Annotated in this window: 19 protein-coding genes; 12 read left to right on the top strand and 7 right to left on the bottom strand. The window is 61.5% G+C overall.

Going from position 1 to position 23,769, the window contains the following annotated elements; all coding sequences use genetic code 11:
* Positions 1–134: 134 nt before the first annotated feature.
* Positions 135–1,625 (bottom strand): MFS transporter, encoded by a 1,491-nt coding sequence (locus R8871_RS28090; RefSeq protein ID WP_175053396.1) that lies wholly within the window; start codon positions 1,623–1,625, stop codon positions 135–137.
* 277 nt (positions 1,626–1,902) lie between these two features.
* On the opposite strand from R8871_RS28090, the gene R8871_RS28085 reads away from it, so the two are divergent.
* The 11 genes from R8871_RS28085 to R8871_RS28035 all read left to right on the top strand — a co-directional run bounded on the left by R8871_RS28085 (position 1,903) and on the right by R8871_RS28035 (position 14,479).
* A complete protein-coding gene (locus tag R8871_RS28085; RefSeq protein WP_175053395.1) occupies positions 1,903–2,970 on the top strand; it encodes an ABC transporter substrate-binding protein in 1,068 nt (355 codons plus the stop codon).
* A 16-nt stretch (positions 2,971–2,986) separates the two neighbouring features.
* Positions 2,987–3,841, top strand: a complete 855-nt coding sequence (locus R8871_RS28080; protein ID WP_175053394.1) for an ABC transporter permease — start codon at positions 2,987–2,989, stop codon at positions 3,839–3,841.
* 48 nt (positions 3,842–3,889) lie between these two features.
* Entirely contained in the window at positions 3,890–4,774 is an 885-nt protein-coding gene (locus R8871_RS28075; protein WP_175053393.1) for an ABC transporter permease, read from the top strand.
* Between the two features lie 82 nt (positions 4,775–4,856).
* Positions 4,857–5,735, top strand: a complete 879-nt coding sequence (locus R8871_RS28070) for an ABC transporter ATP-binding protein (protein ID WP_175053392.1) — start codon at positions 4,857–4,859, stop codon at positions 5,733–5,735.
* Between the two features lie 45 nt (positions 5,736–5,780).
* A complete protein-coding gene (locus tag R8871_RS28065) occupies positions 5,781–7,157 on the top strand; it encodes an LLM class flavin-dependent oxidoreductase (protein ID WP_175053391.1) in 1,377 nt (458 codons plus the stop codon).
* A 32-nt stretch (positions 7,158–7,189) separates the two neighbouring features.
* Positions 7,190–8,137, top strand: a complete 948-nt coding sequence (locus tag R8871_RS28060; protein WP_175053390.1) for a TauD/TfdA dioxygenase family protein — start codon at positions 7,190–7,192, stop codon at positions 8,135–8,137.
* 441 nt (positions 8,138–8,578) lie between these two features.
* Complete coding sequence (locus R8871_RS28055; RefSeq protein WP_407673219.1) at positions 8,579–9,799, top strand: LLM class flavin-dependent oxidoreductase; 1,221 nt, start codon at positions 8,579–8,581, stop codon at positions 9,797–9,799.
* 27 nt (positions 9,800–9,826) lie between these two features.
* Positions 9,827–10,885, top strand: coding sequence for an ABC transporter substrate-binding protein (locus R8871_RS28050; RefSeq protein WP_175053389.1), 1,059 nt, complete (start codon positions 9,827–9,829; stop codon positions 10,883–10,885).
* Positions 10,886–10,926: 41 nt separating this feature from the next.
* Complete coding sequence (locus R8871_RS28045; RefSeq protein WP_175053388.1) at positions 10,927–12,546, top strand: ABC transporter substrate-binding protein; 1,620 nt, start codon at positions 10,927–10,929, stop codon at positions 12,544–12,546.
* Between the two features lie 38 nt (positions 12,547–12,584).
* The gene (locus R8871_RS28040) at positions 12,585–13,634 is read left to right on the top strand and encodes an aldo/keto reductase (RefSeq protein WP_175053387.1); all 1,050 of its coding nucleotides are present in this window, start codon (positions 12,585–12,587) and stop codon (positions 13,632–13,634) included.
* 2 nt (positions 13,635–13,636) lie between these two features.
* A complete protein-coding gene (locus R8871_RS28035; protein ID WP_175053386.1) occupies positions 13,637–14,479 on the top strand; it encodes a MetQ/NlpA family ABC transporter substrate-binding protein in 843 nt (280 codons plus the stop codon).
* Positions 14,480–14,553: 74 nt separating this feature from the next.
* Here the strand turns inward: R8871_RS28035 and R8871_RS28030 are convergent, their stop codons facing one another.
* The 5 genes from R8871_RS28030 to R8871_RS28010 all read right to left on the bottom strand — a co-directional run bounded on the left by R8871_RS28030 (position 14,554) and on the right by R8871_RS28010 (position 21,749).
* Positions 14,554–16,269, bottom strand: a complete 1,716-nt coding sequence (locus tag R8871_RS28030) for an ABC transporter ATP-binding protein (protein ID WP_175053385.1) — start codon at positions 16,267–16,269, stop codon at positions 14,554–14,556.
* A gap of 32 nt (positions 16,270–16,301) precedes the next feature.
* A complete protein-coding gene (locus R8871_RS28025; RefSeq protein ID WP_175053384.1) occupies positions 16,302–17,273 on the bottom strand; it encodes an ABC transporter permease in 972 nt (323 codons plus the stop codon).
* Between the two features lie 47 nt (positions 17,274–17,320).
* Positions 17,321–18,301 (bottom strand): ABC transporter permease, encoded by a 981-nt coding sequence (locus tag R8871_RS28020; RefSeq protein WP_175053383.1) that lies wholly within the window; start codon positions 18,299–18,301, stop codon positions 17,321–17,323.
* Positions 18,302–18,314: 13 nt separating this feature from the next.
* Positions 18,315–19,919 (bottom strand): ABC transporter substrate-binding protein, encoded by a 1,605-nt coding sequence (locus R8871_RS28015; RefSeq protein ID WP_175053382.1) that lies wholly within the window; start codon positions 19,917–19,919, stop codon positions 18,315–18,317.
* A 195-nt stretch (positions 19,920–20,114) separates the two neighbouring features.
* Positions 20,115–21,749, bottom strand: a complete 1,635-nt coding sequence (locus tag R8871_RS28010; RefSeq protein WP_175053381.1) for an ABC transporter substrate-binding protein — start codon at positions 21,747–21,749, stop codon at positions 20,115–20,117.
* A 350-nt stretch (positions 21,750–22,099) separates the two neighbouring features.
* Between R8871_RS28010 and R8871_RS28005 the strand changes: the two genes are divergently transcribed.
* The gene (locus tag R8871_RS28005) at positions 22,100–23,290 is read left to right on the top strand and encodes a porin (RefSeq protein WP_322789529.1); all 1,191 of its coding nucleotides are present in this window, start codon (positions 22,100–22,102) and stop codon (positions 23,288–23,290) included.
* 98 nt (positions 23,291–23,388) lie between these two features.
* Here the strand turns inward: R8871_RS28005 and R8871_RS28000 are convergent, their stop codons facing one another.
* Positions 23,389–23,733 (bottom strand): DUF3088 domain-containing protein, encoded by a 345-nt coding sequence (locus R8871_RS28000; RefSeq protein WP_175053548.1) that lies wholly within the window; start codon positions 23,731–23,733, stop codon positions 23,389–23,391.
* Between the last annotated feature and the right edge of the window lie 36 nt (positions 23,734–23,769).

Raw genomic sequence — 23,769 nt, 5'->3', positions numbered from 1 at the left:
GGTTCGAACAGGGGCTAAATAGCAGACGGATACGTCGAAATCGAATGGCGCGGCCATCGGACAATCAAGTATCGCGGCGCCCCGGGCTTACCCAAACCAACAAATTTCGCTTTGCTTATTTGCTTTGCGCAACCCTACGCTCGCGCCGTCACGCCTGAATCCGCGTAATCCTCAGCATCGATGTCATAACCCGACGGCTCCCACCGGATCGCCAGCAGCACGAGCAACGAAGTCAGCGGCGCAATCGCGATCAACCAGAAGACCTTCGTGCCGAACGTAGCCGCCAGAACGGGGAACAGAAACAGCGAGACCGTCGACGCTGAACGCACCAACGTCTGATTGAAACCCACCCCAATCCCACGCAGCGAGGTCGGGTAGCTGAGCGATGCATAGGTCATCGAATGGGAGCCCGGTCCGAAACCTTGCCCGAACAGATAGCCGCCGAGCAACAGAATCGCGACCACCACAAGCGCGCCGCTGCCGGGTTTGCCGATCAACGCGAGGCCAATAAGCGAGGCGAACTGCAGCGAGTGTCCGAGCACAGTCATCTTCCACGCGCCGACGGTCGGCGCGGTGCGCACGCCGATCAGTCCACCCACGAACGCAAATGCCAGATTCAGCGCGAGCGCCGCGATGATTGTCGTAAGCGGCCCCTGATGAAAGAAGCTGGTGATGATCACCGGCAAGCCGAAAATAATGGCGTTGTAGCCGAACGAAGACGCACTGCCGATCACCGCGGCAAGAATCGTGCGACGCCGGTAAGTGGCGTTGAACAGGACCCCGTAGTTACGCCACGACGCCGCACGCGGCGCCTTGACCGGCGTTGTGCTGCGTTCAACCACCGCGTCGACACCGTACGATCGCTTCAGAATGCGCGCGGCCTCCTCGAGATCGCCCTGGTTCGCTGCCCAAACAGGCGATTCGCTGATATAGCGGCTGCGCACGAGAATAATCGCGATGGCCGGTACCGCACCGAACGCGAGCGTCAGACGCCATAACCAGCCAAGCTGATGCTCCGGCAGAATCGCGTACAACCCGAGAATCAGCAGATAGCAGGTGCTCGTGGCCGCGTACCATGCGGGGCACCACGCGGCGACACTGGCCGCCTTGTTGCCCTTGCCCGCCACCCGTGAGAACTCCGCAAGAAACGCCATCGCCACCGGTAGATCGAGCCCCACGCCGAAGCCCATCAGAAAGCGCGCCCCGCCCAGCACCCACGCATTCGGCGCAAGACCGGCTGCGATCGCCGCGACCACGAAGAACAGCATATCGGCCATGAACACACGATAACGGCCGATGCGATCGGTCAGATACCCACCGAACAATGCGCCGAGAATCGCGCCGAACGTGATCGCCGACGAGACAAATCCCACCTGAACCGGCGACAGCGAAAACTGGCGCGCGATGTCCTTGATCCCGTAAGCAAGCGACGTCAGATCGTAAGCATCGAGAAAGACGCCACCCAGCGCGATCGCAATCACGATACGCGCGTTACTGCCCTTTGCTGCGCCTGCATTGACGATGCGCGAAACATCCTGCGCACTACGGATGATAGTAAGAGACGCTGTGTTACCCGCAGGCGCCTGTGAGTCGGCGACGGTAGATGGAAAAGCAACAGTGGACATGATCTCGCGTTCGCATGAATGGCTGAAGCGTCGCATGGTAGCCATGCAATCCATACCGGCAAAACGACGAATTTAACTATGCAAATCGGGAATCGCGCACTTGCACCACGCTAGTGCCGCACGGCCCCATGTAAACAACGTGGTTCGAACTACTGCAGATTTTCTTATCAGCAATGATTGGTTGGATTCGAGCGCACGCGAATCTAACGTGTATTGCCAGCTCTCTGTCCATCTGAGGATTTGCACTCCATTCCCTTCCATCGATCGGTATCGCCGCATGCGCTATTTTCGTCTGCTGAAATCTTTTGTTGCCGTGGCGACCCTGTCGCTTGCCGCGGCTCACGCCTATGCTGACAAACCCGCCGTGATCCGCATCGGCGTTGCGCAGCAGGGCACAGGCGATCCGCCTACCTTCGGCGGCACCCCCGCAGCGACCGTGCAATTGCAGCAGTCGCTCGAAAAGGAATTCGCCGCCGACGGCATCAAGGTCGAATGGCTGTTCTTCAAAGGCGCCGGCCCGGCCGTGAATGAAGCGATCGCCGACAAGTCACTCGATTTCGCTTTTCAGGGCGATCTGCCTGCAGTGCTGGCCCGCGCCAACGGCCTGAAGACACACCTCCTGCTCGCCTCGGGCGTGCGCACCGGTATCAAGATCGCGGTGCCGACGGATTCCGATGTGCGTTCGATCAAGGACCTCAAAGGCCGCCGCGTCTCCATCTTTCGCGGCACCAATCTGCAACTGGTCGCCGACAACGCGCTCGCCGCCAATCAGCTCGACGAGCGCGACCTGCGCGTGATCAATCTCGACACTGCCAGCTCGCTCGCCGCGCTGGCGTCCAAGGGGATCGACGCGTCGGTCAACGACTATCACCTGTACAAACTGCGCGACCAGGGCCTCGCGAAAATCGTCTACGAATCGCAGAACGACGGACCGCAATTTACGCGTCAGGCGCATCTGCTGGTACTCGACGATTTCGATCACGCGCATCCGGATGTCGTGCAACGCGTCGTCAATGTGTTCGTTCAGGGCGCGCAATGGTCGTCGGATGAAGCGAACCGCGATGCGCTCTTCAAGCTGTGGGCAAAAAGCGGCGTGCCCTACTCCTCATGGCAAGCCGAGTTCGCGAACCAAAGTCTGAAGGACCGCAATTCGCCGTTGATCGACCCGTTCGTCGTCGCACGCTATAAAGCGGTCGCGGCGGATGCGCTGAAGCTCAAACTGATCCGGCAACCCGTCCAGGTCGACGGCTGGTTCGAGACGAAGTATCTCGACAACGCGTTGCGCGCGCAGAAACTCGACCACTACTGGACGCGCTACGACGCAGCCGGTAAGCCGCTCGGCTAAAACGGGAGCGATCACGATGAGCGAAACCGCACTCCATGCCGATAGCGAACGGCTCGGCCACGCCGCCGCGGCGCCTCGCGCGCCGCTCTATCGCAATGCACGCTTGCGCGCCCTCGCCTGGCATCTCGCGCCGTGGGTATTGCCCGTTGTCCTGCTTGCCTTATGGGCGACCGGTTGCGAGCGCGGCTGGATCGCGCCGCAGATTTTACCGCCACCCGAGCGGGTGTTCGACACCTTCGTCGAACTGGCGCGCAACGGCGATCTCGCCAGCAATACGCTCATCAGTCTCCAGCGCGTGCTGCTCGGCTTCGCTGCGGGCACCCTGGTCGGTTTTGTGCTCGGTGCGGCGCTCGGTCTGTCGCGTACCTTCGAAGCCTATGTGCTACCGAGCTTCAATGCGTTGGTGCAGATTCCGGTGCTCGGCTGGTTGCCGTTTCTGCTGCTGCTCGTCGGTGTCGGCGAGCCGCTCAAATACATCCTGATCGCGCATGCCGCGCTTGTTCCCGTGACGTTGAGCACGCTGCAAGGATTCCGCCAGACACCCGCCTCGCTCGATGAAGTCGCGCGCGTCTTCGAATACAACCGCTGGCAACGGATCGTCTATCTCGTGTTGCCCGCTGCCGTGCCGACGCTCGCCACCGGCGTGCGGCTCGCGTTCACCAAAGCGTGGCTTGCGCTGGTCGTGGTCGAGCTGGTGGCGTCTTCCGAAGGGCTCGGCTATCTGATCGTCTACGGGCGGCAACTGTTTCAGCTCGACCTGGTAATGGCCTCGGTGGTCGTGGTCGGCGCGATCGGTTACGCGATGAATCGTTCGCTCGACGCGCTCGAAGCACGTTTGCGGCGCGGTCAACCGTCGGCGTTTCGCGAGTAAGGGTGGTGGCGCCGATTGCTGCCATGCACCGCATAGGAGGTATCCACGATGAGTCTTGCTCTCTTTAAGCGACCCGCCGGTTCGAAACAGTCGGCCGATGCGTCCTGCGACTGCGGCAGTAACGTGCCCGCCTCCTTCCAGCGCGCAGCGCGGCCGCGCCGTCCCCTGCTCTCACGCGTCGACTGGCGCGGCGCCGTCTTACCCGTCGTCGCCATTGCGATCTGGTGGGCGATCTCGGAAGCACACGTCGTCAAGAGCGGCTTGCTGGTCAGCCCCGCGCAGGTGCTGGCCACTGCGTGGCAGCAAATCGTCAGCGGCGCGCTTTTCAAGGCCCTTTCCGCCTCGCTCATACGGGAAGCGAGCGGCTTCGTGATTGGCACGCTGGGCGGCCTCTTGCTTGGCAGCGCGCTGGGCTTCTCGCGACTCGCCACGCGCATGATCGGTCCGAGCTTCGACACGTTCAAGCAGATCTCGCTGTTTGCGTGGATTCCGCTGATTTCCGTGTGGTTCGGTCTCGGCGATGCAGCGAAAGTCGTGTTCCTCTCGCTCGCGGCGTTGCTGCCGGTTGCCGCGCATACCTGTGACGGCATTCATGCCGTGCCGCGCACCTACATCGAAGTCGCGCGTGCTTTCCGTTATTCGCGCTGGCAATTGATCCGCGCTGTCATTTTGCCGGCCGCGTTGCCGTCAATTTTCACCGGCCTCTATCTCGCGCTGATCTATTCGTGGCTCGCCACGCTTGGCGCTGAATATCTACTGGTGGCAGGCAGCGGGATCGGCAATACGCTGATCGACGGCAGCGAGCAGTTCCGCATGGATCTGGTGCTGTTCGGCGTGATCGTGGTCGGCGTGACCGGTTGGGCGTTGAACGCGCTGGCGCGCGCGGCGGAACGGGCGATCTTTGCGCGCCGTTCGCAGGCGGGCGCCCGATAAGCACGCAACCGATATTCAGCGGCTATGCGCTGAATTCCACTTGAATTTGCACTGAACACAGATTACAGATCAAGGTCCGCACATGACTTCTTCCGCGCTGTCCGACAGCATCGACATTCTTCACGTCAGCAAGCGCTATACGCAACAAGGCGGCGCATCGCTTGCAGTGCTCGACGACATCAACCTGCGGGTACGCCCCGGCGAATTTGTCAGCGTGCTCGGTTCGAGCGGTTGCGGCAAATCGACCTTGCTGCGGCTGATCGCGGGACTGGATACCGATTACAGCGGCGATATCGTCGTTGCCGGAGACAAGGTGCGCGATACGTCGCTCGAACGCGGCATCGTGTTCCAGGATCACCGTCTGTTTCCGTGGCTCACGGCTTCGCAAAACATTCTCGCTGCGTTGCGTAACGCGCCGCTGTCGGTACGAGAAAAGCGTGATGCCGTTGCGCAGCACATCGCGCTGGTTGGCCTGAACGGCTTCGAGAATGCCTATCCGCATCAGTTATCGGGCGGAATGGCGCAGCGTGTGGCGATCGCACGCGGCCTCGTGAACCGTCCACGCGTTCTACTGCTCGACGAGCCGTTCGGTGCGCTCGATGCGCTGACACGCGGCCGCTTGCAAAACGAGTTGCAGCGTATCTGGGAACACGAACGTATCACGATGATTCTCGTTACACACGACGTCGACGAAGCGCTCTACCTCGGTGACCGTGTCGTTACGATGGCGCCACGGCCGGGCCGCATCAAACGGATCGTCGATGTCGCTCTGCCGCGTCCACGCGAGCGCAACGATCCCCGCTTCATTCGTTTGCGCGACGAAGTGCTGGCCGACTTCGCCGAGCACGACGCTGAGCACAACGCCGCGCGCCGCAAACCTCACGACGACGACACGCCACACGGCGGCACGCGCATCCCGGTGGCGAATCCATCGATTACCGAATGGCGGCTCGCCTGGTGAGACCCGCGGTACCCCCATACACACAAACCCTTCGCGGAGACAACGATGAGCGGTGAGAATCGCCAGAAGCGGCAGATCAAACTGGGCGCCTTCCTGATGGAGACGGGCCACCATATCGCCGCATGGCGGCATCCGGATGCACTCGCGAGTGGCGGGCTCGACTTCGCGCACTACGCGGAACTCGCACAAATCGCCGAGCGCGCCAAATTCGACACGATATTTTTCGCCGACAGCGTCAGCGTGCGCGACACGAATCTACCGTCGCTATCCCGCACCGCGCGCGCCGATCATTTCGAACCGTTGACGTTGCTGTCCGCGCTTTCGGTCGTGACGAAACACGTTGGCCTGATCGCCACGGTCTCCACCACATTCAACGAGCCGTACAACCTCGCGCGCAAATTCGCGTCGCTCGATCATCTGAGCGGCGGACGCTCGGGTTGGAATCTCGTCACGTCGAGCACCGAATCAGAAGCGCTCAACTTCAGTTTCGAACGCCATCCGGAACACGCCGTCCGCTATGAACGCGCGCGCGAGTTCTACGACGTGGTGGCCGGCCTCTGGGATAGCTGGGAAGACGACGCGTTTATCCGCGACAAGGAAAGCGGCGTCTATTTCGATCCGGACAAGCTGCACGTGCTCGGCCACAAAGGCAAGCACTTCAAGGTGCGCGGACCGCTAAACGTCGCGCGTTCGCCGCAGGGTTGGCCGGTCGTCGTGCAGGCGGGCGCATCAGATGCGGGACGTGAGCTCGCGGCGCAAACCGCAGAGGTGATCTTCGTCGCGCATCAAACACTCGATGAAGCGCAGTCGTTCTATCGCGACGTCAAAGGCCGCCTCGCGAAGTACGGCCGCTCGCCGGATCATCTGAAGATCATGCCGGGCATTTTTCCGATTGTCGGCCGCACGCAGGAAGAAGCGGATGCGAAGCTCGCCGCGCTGCAGGACCTGATTCACCCGACCGTTGGTCTTTCCCTGCTATCGAACATGTCGGGTGGGGTGGACCTTTCCCAATACCCCGTCGACGGGCCCCTGCCCGAGTTGCCGGAAACCAATGGTGGCAAGAGCCGTCAACGTCTGCTGTTCGATCTCGCGCGGCGCGAAAACCTGACGATCCGCGACCTGTATCTGCGCATTGCCGGCGCGCGTGGCCATCAGCAGGTGGTCGGCACGCCGCAGAGCATCGCGGATCAGCTGCAGCAGTGGTTCGAAGAAGAAGGCGCCGATGGCTTCAACATCATGTCTCCATGGTTGCCGGGCGGGTTGACGGAATTCGCCGAACTGGTGGTGCCGGAGTTGCAGCGGCGCGGACTTTTCCGCACCGAATATGAGGGCCGCACGCTACGCGAGAACCTCGGGCTGCCGCGACCCGCAAACCGCTATATCGCCGAGACAAAACAGGTGCCCGCCGTAGCGGGCTATTGACGCAACACGTTCTCTTTCGCGAGGAGCCTCCCATGAGCGCAACCGCATTGCAGGAAGTACAGTCGATTCAGGTCAATCCACTTTCAGCGCATATCGGTGCTGAAATCCACGGTGTCGATCTCACACAGAAACTGGATACACGTCAGATCGCGGACATTCGCGCGGCGCTTCTTAAGTGGCGCGTCGTGTTCTTTCGCGAACAGTTTCTGACGCACGAACAGCACATCGCTTTCTCAGCACAGTTTGGCGAGTTGACTCTGGGGCATCCCGTGTTCGGCCATGTCGACGGTCATCCAGAAATCTATTCGATCTCGAAGTACCGCAAGGCAACGCGCTTCGAAGGACAGGCGCTGCAGCGACCCTGGACCGGTTGGCACACGGATGTGACGGCTGCTGTCAATCCACCCTGGGCGTCGATCCTGCGCGGCGTGACCATTCCGCCTTACGGCGGCGATACGCAGTGGACCAACCTGGTGGCCGCGTATCAGAAGCTGTCCGCGCCGTTGCGCACGTTTGTCGATGGCCTGCGCGGACTTCACCGCTTTGCGCCACCAGCCGGAGCGAGTGGAACGGACGCGTTTGTCAAGGCCGTCGAACAACGCATTCTCGTTACCGAGCATCCGCTCGTTAGAGTGCATCCGGAAACGGGCGAGCGGGCGCTCTATGTGAGCCCGAGTTTCCTGAAGTCGATTGTCGGCGTGACGCCGCGCGAAAGCCAGGTGCTGCTCGAACTCCTCTGGGAGCATGTGACGCGGCCCGAGTTCACCGTGCGCTTCAAATGGGAAGCCGGCAGCCTCGCCTTCTGGGACAACCGCGCAACAGCTCACCTCGCCCCCACGGATATTTTCGATCTCGACTTCGACCGGCAGTTGTATCGCACAACGCTGGTGGGCGATGTGCCGGTTGGCCCGGACGGTGCGCAGTCGGTCGCGATCGAAGGCTCGCCGGTGAGCGCCGCGGCGGCCGTCGCGTTGAACTGAAGACGACGCCCCGGAGCTATTGATGATCCAGCAGGCTTCACCCGTTGCGCCCGCTGGAGACACGCTGGTGGCGAGCCGCGTCTAGCTGGAAATACGCCGCCATTGGCAATTTCTATCTCAACGGCGTCAGACCACCAGGTAGTGGACAGACCTGAACAGAACATGCCGCAGCCGGGAGGACAAAAACCCGGTTGCGTGACATCGTCCCGAACGACGGAGCGGAATCGGCGTTATGGCGCACGGCAATCACGCTATAACACGCATAGCGTCACATGTTTTGTCCCTCGAATAAATAGAAGAATTAGTTGTTTGGCATCGCCAATGCTCGCGTGATTTACTGCAGACACCGAAGTCCTCGCACCGTGCGACACCGTGCGCCGCGATGTCCAGACGTCTTCATCGAACACACGCCCTTTCATGCCGATCGGCACGGATCTCTCTGTGACTCACTCAACTCTGGCTGCGTCATCGCCCACGCCAACGACTTCCGCCGATGCCACGCGCGAAACCTCACCCTTGGTTCCGGTTCGCTCGCCCACAGCATTCGCGGATAGCCCTGTATCGCGCGCTTTGGAACAGCCACTTCTGCTCGGACTGTTCCTGCCGATTCAGGCGGGCGGCTGGAGCGCATCGACACTTCCCCGCACCACCGACTGGTCATTCGACTACAACCTCGCGCTCGTGCAAAAGGCCGAGGCATTCGGTTTCGACCTCGTCTTCGCGTTGTCGCAATGGCTGCCGAAAGGCGGCTACGGCGGCGTATTCAACGGCGAGGCGCTCGATTCGTTCATGTCGCTCGCCGCGATGACCGCGCGCACCGAACGCATTATTCTGGTGGCGACCAGCCACGTGCTTTACGGTCCATGGCATCCGCTGCATTTCGCCAAATTCACCGCGACGCTCGATCACATTTCGAAGGGTCGCTGGGGTATCAACGTCGTCACCGGTCATCGAGCCATCGAACATGAGATGTTCGGTTGGCACCGAATCGAACATGACCGCCGCTATGAACTGGCTGCAGAGTTTCTCGACGCCGTGCAGCAACTATGGGCACAAGCGGAGAACTTCAGCTTCGCGCCCGAGCTTTCCTCGTGGAAGCTGGACAAGGCCTTTGTCACACCCAAGCCGCGTTATGGGCGCCCGTTGCTCGTCAATGCCACCGGCTCCGATGCCGGCATCGATTTCGCCGCGCGCTACTCGGACATCGTGTTCATCACGAGCCCGGCCGGCTCCGAGATTGAAGGCGCGCTGGCCGCATTGCCGGCCCACACGGCGCGCGTAAAAGCCACGGCCGCGAAGCATGGCCGCAAGATCCGCACGCTGATCAACCCGATGGTGATCTGTCGCGAGACAGCGGCCGAAGCGCGCGCCTATCGCGATGCGATCGTCGCACACGGTGACGAAGGCAGTTTTCATCGCTTCGAGAGCGACGCCCACGCGTGGCGCGGTAACGCGGAACAGCGCAATCAGGCTGCCGCGCGCGCGGTGGGCGGCAACATCTCGATCGTCGGATCGCCGCAGCAGATCGCCGACTACATTGTGCGTTTGCATCAGGCCGGCGTGGATGGCGTGCAGTTGAGCTTCTTCGATTTTCAGCCCGACCTCGATTTCTTTGGTGAGCGCGTGCTGCCGCTGCTGCGCGAAGCCGGCCTGCGGTACTGATTGAACTCAAAACAACAAGGTGATCGTATGAGCCGACTCTGGTACACGCGCTGCCCCGCCCCCACGCCTTTCGGTATCACCGTGCAAAAAGGCTGGCTGGAAGAGGAATTCGCAGCCGATGGAATCGATGTGAAGGCGCTGCAGGATGCGGACGACGTGCAGATTCGGCGCTCGCACTTCACTCACACGCAGCCATGGTCGTTCCGTCAGGGCGGCAACATCCCCGCGCTTTGGGCACGTGCCCAGGGCAGCGATACTCGCCTGATCGGTCTGAGCTGGGTGGATGAATTCCAGGCGCTGATTACGCTCGACAAACAACTCGACACGAGCCCCGAATCGCTTGCCGGACGCCGCTTCGGATTTCCGCTCAACACCCGTGCGAGCGTGGTCGATTTTCATCGCGCCACCGCACTGCGTGGTTTCTCCTCCCTGCTCGGAGCGCTGGGCGTGCAACTCGAAGACATCGATCTGATCGATCTGCCGCACACGCCGCGCAGCCTTGAAGACGCCAAACCCGCCGTCGATGCGCCGCTGGCCGATTGGCTCGACGCGCAGCGTCCGCACGAATTCGCACGCGAGGCCGAAGCGCTGCTGCGCGGTGAAGCCGACGTCGTGTTCGTCAAAGGGGCGACAGGGCTCGATATTACGAACCTGCTCAACGCAAAGATTCTCGTCGACATCAACGCCCAGCCCATTCGCACGTTGCACGCGAATAACGGCACACCACGCCCGCTGACCGTGGATGCGCAACTGCTGCACGAACGCCCGGATCTGGTCGAGCGCGTACTTGCCCGCACGCTGGACACCGGCGACTGGGCCAGCCATCACGCAACCGAGGTGACTCAATACGTTGCACGCGAAACACGCAGCGCCGAGCATTGGGTTGCGCGCGCGTACCCAGGTGGCTTGCACCGGCAACTGACGATCGGACTCGATCCGCACGCGCTCGCTGCCCTCGCCGATTTCAAACGTTTTCTCTTCACGTGGGGTTTCATTCCATCGGACTTCGATTTCGATGCATGGGTGGACCCCGCGCCCCTTCGCGCTGCGCTCGCCCGGCGACAGGCGCTGACATCTCCGGTCTGAGTCCGTTTCGCGCCACTCTCCTTTCCTCACACAACCCAACGATGGCACATGTCTCATCGCGGCGGACGCTACGCCGCCGCGGCAAACACCTGTTCAGCGCCGCACTCGGCTGGGCGCTCACACTCGTCATCGCGCTATCGGGCCTGCCGTCGCAGGCGCAGACTCGCGGCGGCACGCTCAACTTCATCGTCACGCCGGAGCCGACCGCCCTCGTCGATCTGGCCACTACCGCGACCAACGTACTGAAGGTCAGCCCGAAAGTCGTCGAGGGGTTGCTCGACTACGACTTCAAGTTTCAACCCAAGCCGTCACTCGCCACCTCGTGGGAAATCAGCGACGACAGCCGAAAATACGTTTTCCACCTGCGTCACGGCGTGAAATGGCACGACGGCAAGCCTTTCACGTCCGACGACGTCGCGTATTCGATCCAGACGCTCCGGCAGGTTCACCCGCGTGCGAAGACCACCTTCGCCAATGTCACCGATGTCGCGACGCCCGATCCTTATACCGTCGTCGTCACGCTGGCGAAGCCGGCGCCGTATCTGATCAAGGCGTTTTCTTCGTCGGAAACGCCGATCGTGCCGAAGCACATCTACGACGGCACCGACGTGCTAACCAATCCCGCCAATAACGCGCCGATCGGCACGGGTCCATTTCGCTTCGTCAAATGGGTGCGTGGCAGCTACATCGAATACGCGCGTAACGACGACTACTGGGACAAAGGCAAGCCATGGCTCGATCACATTGTCGTCAAGGTGATCGACGATCCGGCCGCCCGCACCGTAGCATTCGAAGACGGTTCCGCGGATCTGAGCGGCGATTCCCCTGTGCCGCTGTCCGATCTCGAACGTCTGAAAGGCAATCCGAAGCTCGGACTCGAGACACGCGGCTACGAGTTCCAGGCCGGGGTGTCACGCATCGAGTTCAACCTCGACAACCCCGTGCTGAAGAATCCCAAAGTGCGTCAGGCTATCGCGTCGGCGCTGGATCGCGAAGTGATCCGCAAGGTCATCTACTACGGTTATGCGACACCGCTCGCGAGCCCGATCATTCCGTCGAATCCCTACTACGATCCGGCGCCTACGCCCTATCCGTTCAACGTGGAGCGCGCCAACGCGTTACTCGACGAAGCTGGCTATCCGCGCAAGGCCGACGGCATACGCTTCGCTCTGACGGTCGATCCGTTGCCGATCGGCGATCTGCCCGCGCGCACCGCCGCCTACGTCAAATCCGCCCTGGCACGCGTCGGCATCGCCGTCACCGTGCGCAGCCAGGATCTGCCTGCGTATCTGAAGCGCATCTACACCGACCGCGATTTCGATTTCAGCATCAACGGAATGAGCAATCTGTTCGATCCGGTGGTCGGCGTGGCACGTCTATACACGACCAATAACTTCCGGCGCGGCGTGCCCTTTACCAACGGCTCGCATTACAGCAATCCGGAGATCGATCGGTTGTTCGCGCAGGTGGCGGAAGAAACCGACGAAGCCAAACGCAAGCAGTTGTTCTCGCAGATCCAGCGCATTCTCGAACGCGACCTGCCTGACATCAACCTCGTGGCGCCGCAGTACCTGACGCTCTATTCGCGCGTCGTGCACAACCATACGACCTCGCCTGACGGTCTCTCGTCCAGCTTCGCCGACGTGTGGCTGCAACGCTAAACCTCTTTCGATTCAAATTCTTACGGAACCCGACTCACATGGAATACAGACAACTCGGCCGCAGCGGCATCAAGGTCTCGACGCTCACGCTCGGCACGATGATGTTCGGCGGCCCAACCGATGAAGCGACCTCGGCTCGCATCATCGATCAGGCTCTCGAACAAGGCGTTAATTCGATCGACACCGCGGACGTCTATGGCAAAGGCGAATCCGAGCGCGTGGTCGGCCGCAGCATCGCCGCGCAGCGCGAGCGCTGGGTGCTCGCCACCAAGTTCGCCAATCCGCTCGACAGCAACGACGTCAACGCACGCGGCGCATCGCGCAAACATATCGTGCGGGCCGTCGACGCGAGCCTGAAACGCCTGAATACCGACTACATCGATCTTCTCTACATTCATCGCGAAGATCACGAGACCCCGGTCGAAGAGACCGTGCGCGCGCTCAGCGATCTGATCCAGGCAGGCAAACTACGCTACTACGGGTTGTCGAATCATCGCGCGTGGAAGATTGCCGAGTTCAGCCATACCGCGCAGGCGCTCGGACTCGATGCGCCCGTGGCGAGCCAGCCGCTCTACAACATTGCCAATCGCCAGGCCGAAGCAGAGCAGCTAACGGCTGCGCACCGCTACGGGCTCGGCGTGATTTCGTATAGTCCGCTGGCGCGCGGCGTGCTGACCGGCAAGTACGAGCCGGGCGCGACACCCGCTTCCGACACGCGCGCGGGCCGCAGCGACCGGCGCCTGCAGCAGACCGAATGGCGTCCGGAATCGCTCGAACTGGCGCGGCGCGTACGCGAGCATGCGCAAGCGCGAGGGCTTTCCGCGGGGCAGTTCGCGCTCGCCTGGGTGCTCAATAGCCGCTACATCAGCTCGACGATCGGCGGCCCACGTACCGAAGCGCAATGGCAGGACTATCTGCCGGCGCTGCGCTACCACCTGACGTCTGAAGACGAGGCATTCGTCGACTCGCTCGTCACGAGTGGCCATCCGTCGACACCGGGTTTCAACGATCCGGGGCATCCGTTCTTTGGGCGAATTGCGCGGCATGGTGCTTCCGGGGATACGCAAGCGGCCGTTCAACAGGGATAGCCATGACATTCGACCGGCGCAATTTTCTGCAGACCTCGCTGGCGTTTCTTTCCGCCGCCACGTTAACCACGCTCCCCGCCCACGCCACCGATAGCGGCGGCACCGCCCAGGAACTGCGTGTCGGTTTCGTACCCGGCCCTTACGCTGACGAGTTCAAGACAGGCGTCGAACCGCAACTGCGCAAGAAAGGCTACGCCATCAAATACGTCGAGTTCAGCACCGGCCTGGAAGCGAATCAGGCGGTGTATCGCGGTGAGATCGCCGCCGATGTGATGCAGCACGAGGTCTATCTGAAGTCCTATAACGACCGCAACGGCACCGATCTGGTCGGCGTCGTGCAGGTTCCGACTCCGCCGATGGGGCTCTACTCGAACAAGCATCATTCCCTTGCGGAGGTGAAACCCGGCGCGCGCGTCGCGGTGCCGAACGATCCGGTAAATCTGGAACGCGCGCTGAAGATTCTTCAGCGCATCGGCTGGATCAGGATCAAGCCGAACCCGAATCCCGTCGACGTGACCGAGAGAGACGTGATCGCCAACCCGGCCGGCATCAAGATCGTTCCGCTCGAATCGGGCCAGGCGCCGCGCGCACTCGACGATGTCGACTACGCCGCCATTCAGGGCAATTTCGCGATCTTCAGCGGCCACAAACTGACCGACGCTTTGGCGCTCGAAGAGATGACGCCGCCGTACATCAACCAGGTCGTTGTCAAGGCGTCCAACCGCAATGCACGTTCGACGCAGGACATCGTCGAGGCGTATCAGTCACCTGATTTCCAGCGTGCGATTCGCAGCAACCGTTTCTATGACGGCTTTCGCCTGCCCGCGTACTTCGGCAAAGAGTGAAAGAGGAATGGCGAGAGGGGCATCAACCGCCCTCGCCTGATACCGCCTGAGCGGCGTTGCGCGCGCTCTGTGGACTACGCGGCCTGCGCGTCGAAGGTCTTACCCGGAATCGCGTCGAGCAGCTTGCGCGTGTACGGGTGCTGCGGCGAGCGCCAGATGTCGCGATGATGCCCGCTTTCGACAATCCGTCCGCCCTGCATCACATGCACGCGATCGGCGATATAACGCACCACCGAGAGGTCGTGAGAGATAAACAGATACGCGAGCCCCAGATCGCGCTTCAGATCGACCAGCAGATTGAGAATCTGAGCCTGAATCGACACGTCGAGCGCGGACACGGGCTCATCGCAGATCAGCAGATCCGGCTCCAGCACCAGCGCCCGCGCAATCCCGATGCGTTGCCGCTGCCCGCCCGAAAACTCGTGGGGAAAGCGGCCGAGCGCCGAGCTCGGCAGTCCCACCCGATCGAGCATAGTCGCGATGCGCGAGCGGCGCTGCTGCGCGTTGCCGACGCCGTTCACCACCAGCACCGTATCGAGAATCTCCGCCACCGTGCGGCGTGGATTGAGCGACGCATACGGGTCCTGGAACACCATCTGCACATGACGCCGTAGCGGCCGCAGCTCGCGCTCGCCCAGCGGCACGAGATCGATGCCGCGCAAACGGATTTCGCCGCTTGTTGTCGGCACGAGTCGCAGGATCGCTTTGGACAGCGTCGATTTCCCGCAACCGGATTCGCCGACAAGGCCGACCGTCTCGCCGCGCGCAATCTGCAGCGTGACGCCGTCAACGGCACGCAGGACGGTTTTGCCATGACGCTGCAGATAGTCGATCCGTACGTCCTGCAACTCGAGCAAAGGGACGTTGTTGAGCGCCGCAACACGCTGTGCGGGATTCGCATCCGCAACATATTGCCCGCTACGTGCGGAACGCGGCACCACGGCGAACGTCGGCTTGCCGTCTTCGCCAATGCCGTGGCGAATTTCTGGGAGCTTCCAGCCGCGATAATGCAGATCGTCCGCAAGATTCAATGAAGCGCCAAGCAGACCACGTGTGTACGGATGCTGTGGTTGCGTGAAGAGTCGCGCAACCGGTGCTTCTTCCACTTTTTCGCCCGCGAGCATGACCGCCACACGATCCGCGTGCTTGGCGACGATGCCGAGGTCGTGAGTGATCAGCAGCAAGGACATCGACAACTCGCGCCGCAACCCGTCGAGCAAGTCGAGAATATGAGCCTGAATCGTGACGTCGAGCGCTGTGGTCGGCTCATCGGCGATCAACAGACGCGGCCGGCAGGCCACCGCCATCGCGATCATCACTCGCTGCCGCTGGCCGCCGGAAAGCTCATGCGGGTAGTCGAACACGCGCCGCTGCGGATCGGGAATCTGTACCAGGTCCAGCAATTCGATTGCACGCTTGCCTGCCGCGGCTTTGGACAGACGTTCATGCTGCCGCAACGTCTCGACGATCTGCGCACCGATTGGGAGCACGGGATTGAGCGACGTCATCGGCTCCTGGAAGATCATCGAAATCTGCCGGCCGCGAATTTCCCGGATCTCACGCGGCGGCAAATCGATGAGTTCGCGACCGTCGAAACGCAGGCTCCCTGTCACGCGTCCCGGCGCGGACACGAGGCGCATCAACGAAAGCGCTGTCGCCGACTTTCCGCAACCCGATTCGCCGACCAGCGCAAGGGTCTCGCCTTGCGCAATATCGAAACTCAGGCCGCGCACGGCTTCATGCGCGCCGAAACTGACGCGCAAGTCGCGTACTTCAAGCAGATTTGCCACGATGCATCCTCTGTACGTTGTCGGCTGCGTTGTCAGACCCGTTCGCGCAGGCGCGGGTTGAGCGCGTCGTTCAGGCCGTCGCCGAGCAGGTTCAGCGCAAGCACCGCCAGCACGATCGCCGCGCCGGGAACGGCGGTCAGATACCACGCCGTGCGCAGCGAATCGCGGCCTGCGCCGATCATGCCGCCCCAGCTCACCACGTTCGGATCGCCCATGCCGAGAAACGACAGCGACGACTCGATCAGAATGGCGCTCGCCACCATCACCGATGCGGTCACGATCACCGGCGGCAATGCGTTCGGCAAAATCTCGCCGAAGATGATGCGTGCGTTGCTGAAACCCTGGCTGCGCGCGGCGAGCACGAAGTCCGACTGGCGCAGCGTGCGAAATTCGGCGCGCACGATCCGCGCGACGGTGGGCCACGAGGCAATGCCGATCGCCAGCGCGATGATCGTCACGCTCGGCCGGCCGATCGCGACAATCACGATTACCAGCAGAAACGACGGCACCGTCTGGAAGAGTTCGGTCACGCGCACCAGCAGATCGTCGATCACGCCCCCGAAGAAGCCCCCTATCGCGCCGACCAGCGTGCCGATCACGAGCCCAATTCCCGCCGACGCCGCGCCGATCAGCAACGACACGCGCGTGCCGTGCGCGATGCCTGCAGCCACATCGCGTCCCAGCGAATCGGTGCCGAGCCGGTATTGCGGGTCAACGCCCGGCCATTCGAAGGGCGCCGCCACCATGTCGAGCGGATCGCCCGGAAACAGGTGCCCCGCGCCAAGTGCCAGTGCGATAAAAGCCGCGAGCAATAGAAGCCCGGCAAGTGCCGACGGGTTGCGCGCCAGCGCACGCCATACACCTCGACCCGCGCCGCGCGATCCCGATGCAGCCGAAGCGCCGGCACGTCGCTGGCCGAACAGCGTGCCGGCCAATTGACGCCGCCACGGCGACGTCGTGGGTTCGGGCGGCGTGGCAATCAGATTGGAAGAGTCGGAAGCCATTTCATCCCTCTAAAGATCAGCATGAGTGTCGAAACCGTCGTGCCATGTCACGCCACGCGCGGATCGAGCCACGCCTGCAGCAGGTCGACCAGCACATTGGCGACGATCACCAGCAACGACGACAGCAGCAGAACGCCGAGCAGCACGCTGAAATCACGTGCCATCACAGCATCGAGCGCGAGACGCCCAAGACCCGGCCAGCTGAACACCGTCTCCGTCACAGCGGCGCCACCCAGCAACGTGCCGAAATGAATCCCGATGATCGTCGTGAGCGGCATCAGGGCGTTGCGCAACACATGCCGCACCGTCACGCGCCATGGATGCAAACCCTTGGCCTCGGCGGTGCGCACGAAGTCCTGGCGTTGCACCTCGAGCATCGCGGCCCGCGTGAGCCGCGCATAGATCGCGACGAAGAATGTCGCCAGCGTGGCAGCCGGCAGGAGTACATGTCTGGCTGCATCGGCAAAATAGGCGAAGCCGTGCAGTTGCACACCGAGCGTGATATTGCCTCCGCTCGGCAGCCAGCCCAGGTGCACAGAGAACAACACGATCGCCAGCAGGCCGATCCAGAAACCCGGTGTCGAGTAGAACAGCAAGGCCAGCACGGACAGCACACGGTCAGGCCACTTGCCGGCCCAATGTGCCATCACCACGCCGAGCACCACGCCCGTCACGATCGCGAACGACAGCGCGACACCCATCAGCAGCAGCGTATTCGGCAGGCGCGACAGGATCAGTTGCATCACCGGCATGTCGTAACGCGGCGAATAGCCCAAACTGAAATGCGAGAGGTGCGCGAGATACGACCACAACTGATGCAACACCGGCTGATCGAGCCCGAACTTCGCGCGCAACACCTGCATCGTCTCCAGCGTCGCAGAGCCGGATTCGCCGGCCAGCACATCGGCGGCGTCGCCCGGCATCAGCTTCAGCAGGAAGAAGTTCAGGATCACGATGCCGATCACCGTCGGCAGCGCCTGCCACGCGGTGCGCCGTGCAATTGCTGCGAAACGCAAACGTCGACTCATCGTGTCTCTCCTGTCACGCGCTCAGATAGACATCCGCGAGATTGCCTTCCAGGCCCTGCGCGGAAACCGTATGGTTGTGAACGCGACGGTTCGCGAGCGTGACCATGCGTGGTGCGACCAGGTTGAGAATCGGCAGATCGCGATAGACAATCTGCTGGAACTGCTGGTACAGCACGACGCGTTTGCTTTCGTCGGTTTCGATCGACGCACTCTCCAGCAGCCGGTCGACTTCCGGATTGCTGTAATGCGGCGCGTTCGAAAACGGCACACCGGGACGGATATTCTTCGACCAGTAGAGGCGCTGCACCCCCACGCTCGGATCAAACAGCGTGTTGACGCCGATACTGGTGAAATCGAACTGACGATCCGCATACACACGCTTCAGGAACGCCGGCAAATCCTGCGAGCGCACCGTGACGACGATGCCGACCTTCGCCAGCGCCGACTTCACGTAATCCGCCTGGCGGCGATACATGTCGCCATAGGGCAGAAAATCGTGCGTCAAACCAAAGCGCACGCCGCCGTCCTTGCGCGGATAACCCGCTGCATCGAGCAGCTTCTCCGCGTTGCCGATATCGAATGCATACGGCGTGAGTTTGGGATCGTGATACGGAGACCCCGGCGTGATCGGCGTGGGTGACAGATCGGCATAGCCGTATGCCACCGTGCGTTGAACGACCTGCGGATTGATGGCGTGAGCGATCGCCTGGCGCACACGGAGGTCTTTGAGAATCGGGTGATCGAGATTGAAATCGATCTCGGCGAGCGGTTCCAGAAAGCGATAGCCGCGCGTTTCGACGGCCAGTTGCGGCAATTGCGTGAGCCGCGGCAGATCGGTGAGCGGCACCGGATTCTCGCCGCCCAGATCGAGCGCGCCTGTTTCGAAAGCGGCGGAACGGGCGGCAGCGTCGGGAATGACCTTGAACACAAGACCGTCGATATACGGTTTGCCAGCGTCCCAATAGTCCGGATTGCGTTCGTAGACGATATTCGCACCGCGCGTCCACGACTTGAAGCGGAACGGCCCGGTGCCGATCGGCGCATTGTTGTGCGGATTGGACAGCGGATCGCCCGATGCATAAAGATGCCTGGGAACGATCGGCGATTCGCCCGCAGACAACGCCTTCAACAGATACGGCGCCGGCTTCGCCAATTCGATCACCGCCGTACGCGCGTCCGGCGTGGCCACACGCGTCACATTGGCAAAAGTACTCCTGCCACGCGGATGCACCGCCTTGAGCAAATCGATCGAGAAAGCGACATCGGCTGAGGTGAACGGCTGCCCGTCATGCCATTTGACGTTCTGCCGCAGTGTGAACGTGTACTTCAAGCCATCCGGGCTGACGGTCCATGCCGTGGCCAACTGCGGCCTGGGTTGCAAATCGAACTCGTAAGCGAGCAGGCCTTCGAGCACCTTGGAACTTGCAACGAGCGCGGGACCCGTGGTCTGAAAGATCGACACGAGCACCGGCGGCTCCGGATTGATCAGCATGTTGAGCGTACCGCCCCGCTTCGGTGCGGCGGCCTCGCCCTGTGCGAACGCCAATGCCGGCATACCGGCGGCCGCGAGCGCTGCGCCCGATGAAATCAGAAAATCGCGTCGATTCAACCCTGCCATGTGATCCCGATCCTTTTGCCGATATTCGGCCAATTACGGCCGCGTGAAATGTCGTCATTTTTTTTCGGCAATGCTGCTGCCGCAGCGCTCACGATAAAGCCGCTCCGGCAGCAAACGAACCAATCGTTAGGCATATGCAAAGCACGGTGCGAAGGAAAGGCGATACACCCTGATGCATTCTTTCGGATCGTTAGATCATGCGAGAAACACATCGGCCAGATTTCCACCGAGACCGTCCGCCGTCACCGTATGGTTATGCACACGTTTGTTGTAGAGAGTCACTTGCTTAAGCGTGATCAGATCGACGATCGGCAAATCGCGCGCCACCACCTGCTGGAATTTTTTGAAGTAGTCGACCCGCGTGCGCGGATCGTTCTCCACCGCGGCTGCTTCGAGCAGGCGGTCGACCTCGGGGTTGTCGTAGTGCGACGCATTGGAGAACGCCACCCCTTTCTTGAAGTTACGCGACCAGTAAAGGCGCTGCACGCCCACGGTCGGATCGAAGGTATTGCCGAGAAAGTTGGCGTCCAGATCGAAATCTCGATCGGTGTAGATCCGCTTCACATAGGCGGCGAAATCCTGCGAGCGCACGGTCGATTCGATCCCGACGCGCCGCAACGTCTGCCGTAAATATTCGGCAAGGCGCGCGAAAGTCGAATCGTAGGGGTTGAAGTCGATCGTCAGCGGAAAGCGGAAACCGTTGGACTGCCGCGGCAAACCCGCCTCATCGAGCAATTGCTCCGCTTTGGCGAGATCGTACGGTAAGGTCGGCACGCTCGGATCGTAGAACTGGGTCAACAGCGGGCTGATCGGTGAAGGCGCAACGATCCCGTAGCCGTACCAGACCGACTTCAGGATTGTCTGCCGGTCGATGCTGTGCGCAATCGCCTCGCGAACCTTCTGCTTCGCCAGATAGCGGTTGTCGAGATTGAACTGCAACTGTGTCTGCGCAGCGTTGTAGCTATATCCACGCGTTTCCAGTGCAAGATGAGGCAGTGCCTGCAAGCGCTGGATGTCGAGCAGCGGCACAGGATTCTCACCGGCCAGATCCAGCTCGCCGGTTTCGAGCGCGACGGCGCGCGCTGCGGGATCGTTGATGAAACGCACGATCAGTTCATCGATATACGGTTTCGGTGCGTCCCAGTAGTCAGGATTGCGCACGAACACCACATGACTGCCCCGCTCCCAACGCTTGAACCGATAGGGTCCCGTTCCGATCGGGTCGATGTTATGGGGATTCTCCAGCGGATTGCCGCTGCCGTAAATGTGCGCGGGCACGATTGGCGATTCCGACGCGGCAAGCGCGTAGATCAGATACGGTGCAGGCTTCGATAGCTTCAGCAACGCCGTGTGCGGGTCCGGCGCTTCTACTTCCAGCACGTTGGCAAAGGTCGATCGCCCACGCGAGTGATACTGCTTCAGCAGCCCGATCGACACCGCCACGTCCTTCGACGTGAACGGCTGGCCGTCGTGCCAGCGCACGCCCTCTCGTAGCTTGAACGTGTACTGCAAACCGTCGGGGCTGATCGACCACGCGGTTGCAAGCTGCGCGCGCGGCTGCACGTTGAAGTCATAGGCCAGCAAACCTTCAGTCACCTTGGGGCTGATCCTCTGTTCCGCGCCCGCCGTGGTTGCGAAGTTGACCAGTGCATTGGGCTCAGGATTCACCAGCACCGTCAACCGGCCGCCGTGTCGAGGCGACACAGTGCCGCCCTGAACCGCCGCCTGCGCCAACGATGTGAACGGGCCGAGTGCGATACCCGCCGCACTGCCCGCAAGTCCAAGCAAAGTGTGGCGACGTCCGGAATGAAATCCCCTGTAATGACTCATGCGTACTCCCTTCGAATGCAAGCACCATGCCGCCGGCAGCGCTCTGCAATGTCTATCGGATGCGTCGCAAGATATCAACCGCCACCCGACAAAAGAACGAATCAATTCAGGATTGCATATCTAATGCCGACGGTTGGCGTTATTGCTTAAAGAACGCCGTTTAAGCGCATTTTCGAGGGAAACAACCGATATCCATATCGAATTTTCTTGTTTGTTCAATAAGTTCGTTTTGCTTATCGTGAATGCTCGCTTCACCGCGATCCTCGACGCGCCACTCCTCTCGCGCTCCCTCAATATTGATTCCAACAATTATGAAAAAACTGCTTTTCGCATTTGGCGTTTCGTCTTTAATGGCTGGCACAGCAAGTGCCCAAAGCAGCGTCACGCTGTATGGGATCGTTACGGGCAACCTTACGTATACGAACAACACACAAACCGCTGCAACGTCCGCTTCCGGCAAACCTAAGGGCGGCAGTCAGGTGTCGCAATTCGACAGTGGCTCATCAGGCCTGTCGTCGAGCCGCTGGGGCCTGAAGGGCGTGGAAGATCTGGGTGGTGGATTGAAGGCTGTGTTCCAGCTTGAGAGCGGGCTCAGTGTGAATAACGGCGCACTGGGACAAGGGGGCACCGAGTTTGGCCGCCAGGCGTGGGTGGGTGTCAGCGCCGACCGCTACGGGACGTTCACGCTGGGACGTCAGGGCGATACGTCAGTGGATTTTGTATCGCCATTGCTCTACGTCTGGTTTGGCGGCAACCTTTCGATCCATCCGGCCGACTATGACAATCTGAACTTCACACACCGCATCAACAATTCGATCAAGTACCAGTCGGATTCTTTCAACGGGTTCCGTTTCGGTGCGCTGTACAGCGTCGGCGGCATAGCCGGCAATGTCACGCAGAACCAGCTATGGTCCACAGGCGCCAGCTACACCGGCGGCGCATTCGCGTTCGCTGCGTCGATCGTCAATGCACGCAATCCGAATACCTCTCTCTACGGTACCAACGCCAATGCGAGCGCCACAGGCAACAACCTGGGTTCCGCCGGCTCGGCCACCGCTCCCGAGTCCAATCCGGCGATCGCCGGCTTCGCATCGGCACACACGCAGCAGACCGTTTCGGTTGCGGCAACCTATACGAGCGGCGGTGCGATCTTCGGCGCAGCCTACTCGAATACGCAGTTCCGCGGATTAGGCTCGAACGCGTCGCTCAATTCGCTCAACTACAGCGGCTCGACATCGCTCAGTACCGTTAGCGCAAGCTTGCGCTATCAGGCCACGCCGTTCCTGCGCTTCGGCACATCGTTCGACTATACGGAAGGAGGAAGCGTCGGCAGCAAGGGTGGGGCGAAATACGAGCAGTTGAATCTCACGAGTGCGTACTCGCTATCGAAAGCGACCGATCTGTACCTGACCGGCGCCTATCAGCACGCCAGCGGTACGGACTCGCTGGGCCGGAGCGCGGTGGCTGCGATCGGCTATCTCACGCCGTCCGCCACCGACAAACAGGTGGCTGTCTCGGCAGGTATCAAGCATCAGTTCTGATGCAGGTGGCACCCGATGAGGATCGGGTGCCCGTTGTTTCTGACCCGTGTGACGAGGCCGGCTCAGGATCAATGGGCAGCCTCAATGCAGTCACTAAGTCAATGCACCTTGGGGAACCCGTGACGCTGAGCAAGCAGGTCGAGGATCCGGCGTGTATCCGTCACAAAGCGCTTCTCGCCCAGCGTCTGGGCATCAGCCGGCGCAGCCTGTTCGTCGCCGAAAATCAACACCGGCAGGCTCTGGTGCTCAGCATCGAGCGCCTCCACGACCGCCGCTCGCGGACGCGGAAATGGCAGGCGGCGAATATCCAGGCGTGCGTTGAGCGCCGGGTCGCTCGCGAGCAATCCTTCGATAGGCGCGCCATCCGGGCAGATAAAACGCTCACCGGGGTGATTCGGATCGGTGAAGCTCGGTTCCAACAGCAATAGCAGATCTCGGCTCATGGCATTCAATGTTTGGATGATGGGTAAATAGATCGC

Origin of the sequence: Paraburkholderia sediminicola (assembly GCF_902859805.1) — a bacterium.
Lineage (GTDB): Bacteria > Pseudomonadota > Gammaproteobacteria > Burkholderiales > Burkholderiaceae > Paraburkholderia > Paraburkholderia sediminicola.
The sequence above is the reverse complement of the archived record's forward strand: the minus strand, read 5'-3'. Positions and strand labels throughout refer to the sequence as shown.

Coding starts and splice junctions, on each gene's coding strand:
- R8871_RS28050 (WP_175053389.1), top strand. CDS start 9,827: ATGAGCCGACTCTGGTACACGCGCTGCCCCGCCCCCACGCCTTTCGGT.
- R8871_RS28020 (WP_175053383.1), bottom strand. CDS start 18,301: ATGAGTCGACGTTTGCGTTTCGCAGCAATTGCACGGCGCACCGCGTGG.
- R8871_RS28070 (WP_175053392.1), top strand. CDS start 4,857: ATGACTTCTTCCGCGCTGTCCGACAGCATCGACATTCTTCACGTCAGC.
- R8871_RS28025 (WP_175053384.1), bottom strand. CDS start 17,273: ATGGCTTCCGACTCTTCCAATCTGATTGCCACGCCGCCCGAACCCACG.
- R8871_RS28035 (WP_175053386.1), top strand. CDS start 13,637: ATGACATTCGACCGGCGCAATTTTCTGCAGACCTCGCTGGCGTTTCTT.
- R8871_RS28045 (WP_175053388.1), top strand. CDS start 10,927: ATGGCACATGTCTCATCGCGGCGGACGCTACGCCGCCGCGGCAAACAC.
- R8871_RS28005 (WP_322789529.1), top strand. CDS start 22,100: ATGGCTGGCACAGCAAGTGCCCAAAGCAGCGTCACGCTGTATGGGATC.
- R8871_RS28085 (WP_175053395.1), top strand. CDS start 1,903: ATGCGCTATTTTCGTCTGCTGAAATCTTTTGTTGCCGTGGCGACCCTG.
- R8871_RS28015 (WP_175053382.1), bottom strand. CDS start 19,919: ATGGCAGGGTTGAATCGACGCGATTTTCTGATTTCATCGGGCGCAGCG.
- R8871_RS28040 (WP_175053387.1), top strand. CDS start 12,585: ATGGAATACAGACAACTCGGCCGCAGCGGCATCAAGGTCTCGACGCTC.
- R8871_RS28075 (WP_175053393.1), top strand. CDS start 3,890: ATGAGTCTTGCTCTCTTTAAGCGACCCGCCGGTTCGAAACAGTCGGCC.
- R8871_RS28080 (WP_175053394.1), top strand. CDS start 2,987: ATGAGCGAAACCGCACTCCATGCCGATAGCGAACGGCTCGGCCACGCC.
- R8871_RS28000 (WP_175053548.1), bottom strand. CDS start 23,733: ATGAGCCGAGATCTGCTATTGCTGTTGGAACCGAGCTTCACCGATCCG.
- R8871_RS28010 (WP_175053381.1), bottom strand. CDS start 21,749: ATGAGTCATTACAGGGGATTTCATTCCGGACGTCGCCACACTTTGCTT.
- R8871_RS28060 (WP_175053390.1), top strand. CDS start 7,190: ATGAGCGCAACCGCATTGCAGGAAGTACAGTCGATTCAGGTCAATCCA.
- R8871_RS28065 (WP_175053391.1), top strand. CDS start 5,781: ATGAGCGGTGAGAATCGCCAGAAGCGGCAGATCAAACTGGGCGCCTTC.
- R8871_RS28090 (WP_175053396.1), bottom strand. CDS start 1,625: ATGTCCACTGTTGCTTTTCCATCTACCGTCGCCGACTCACAGGCGCCT.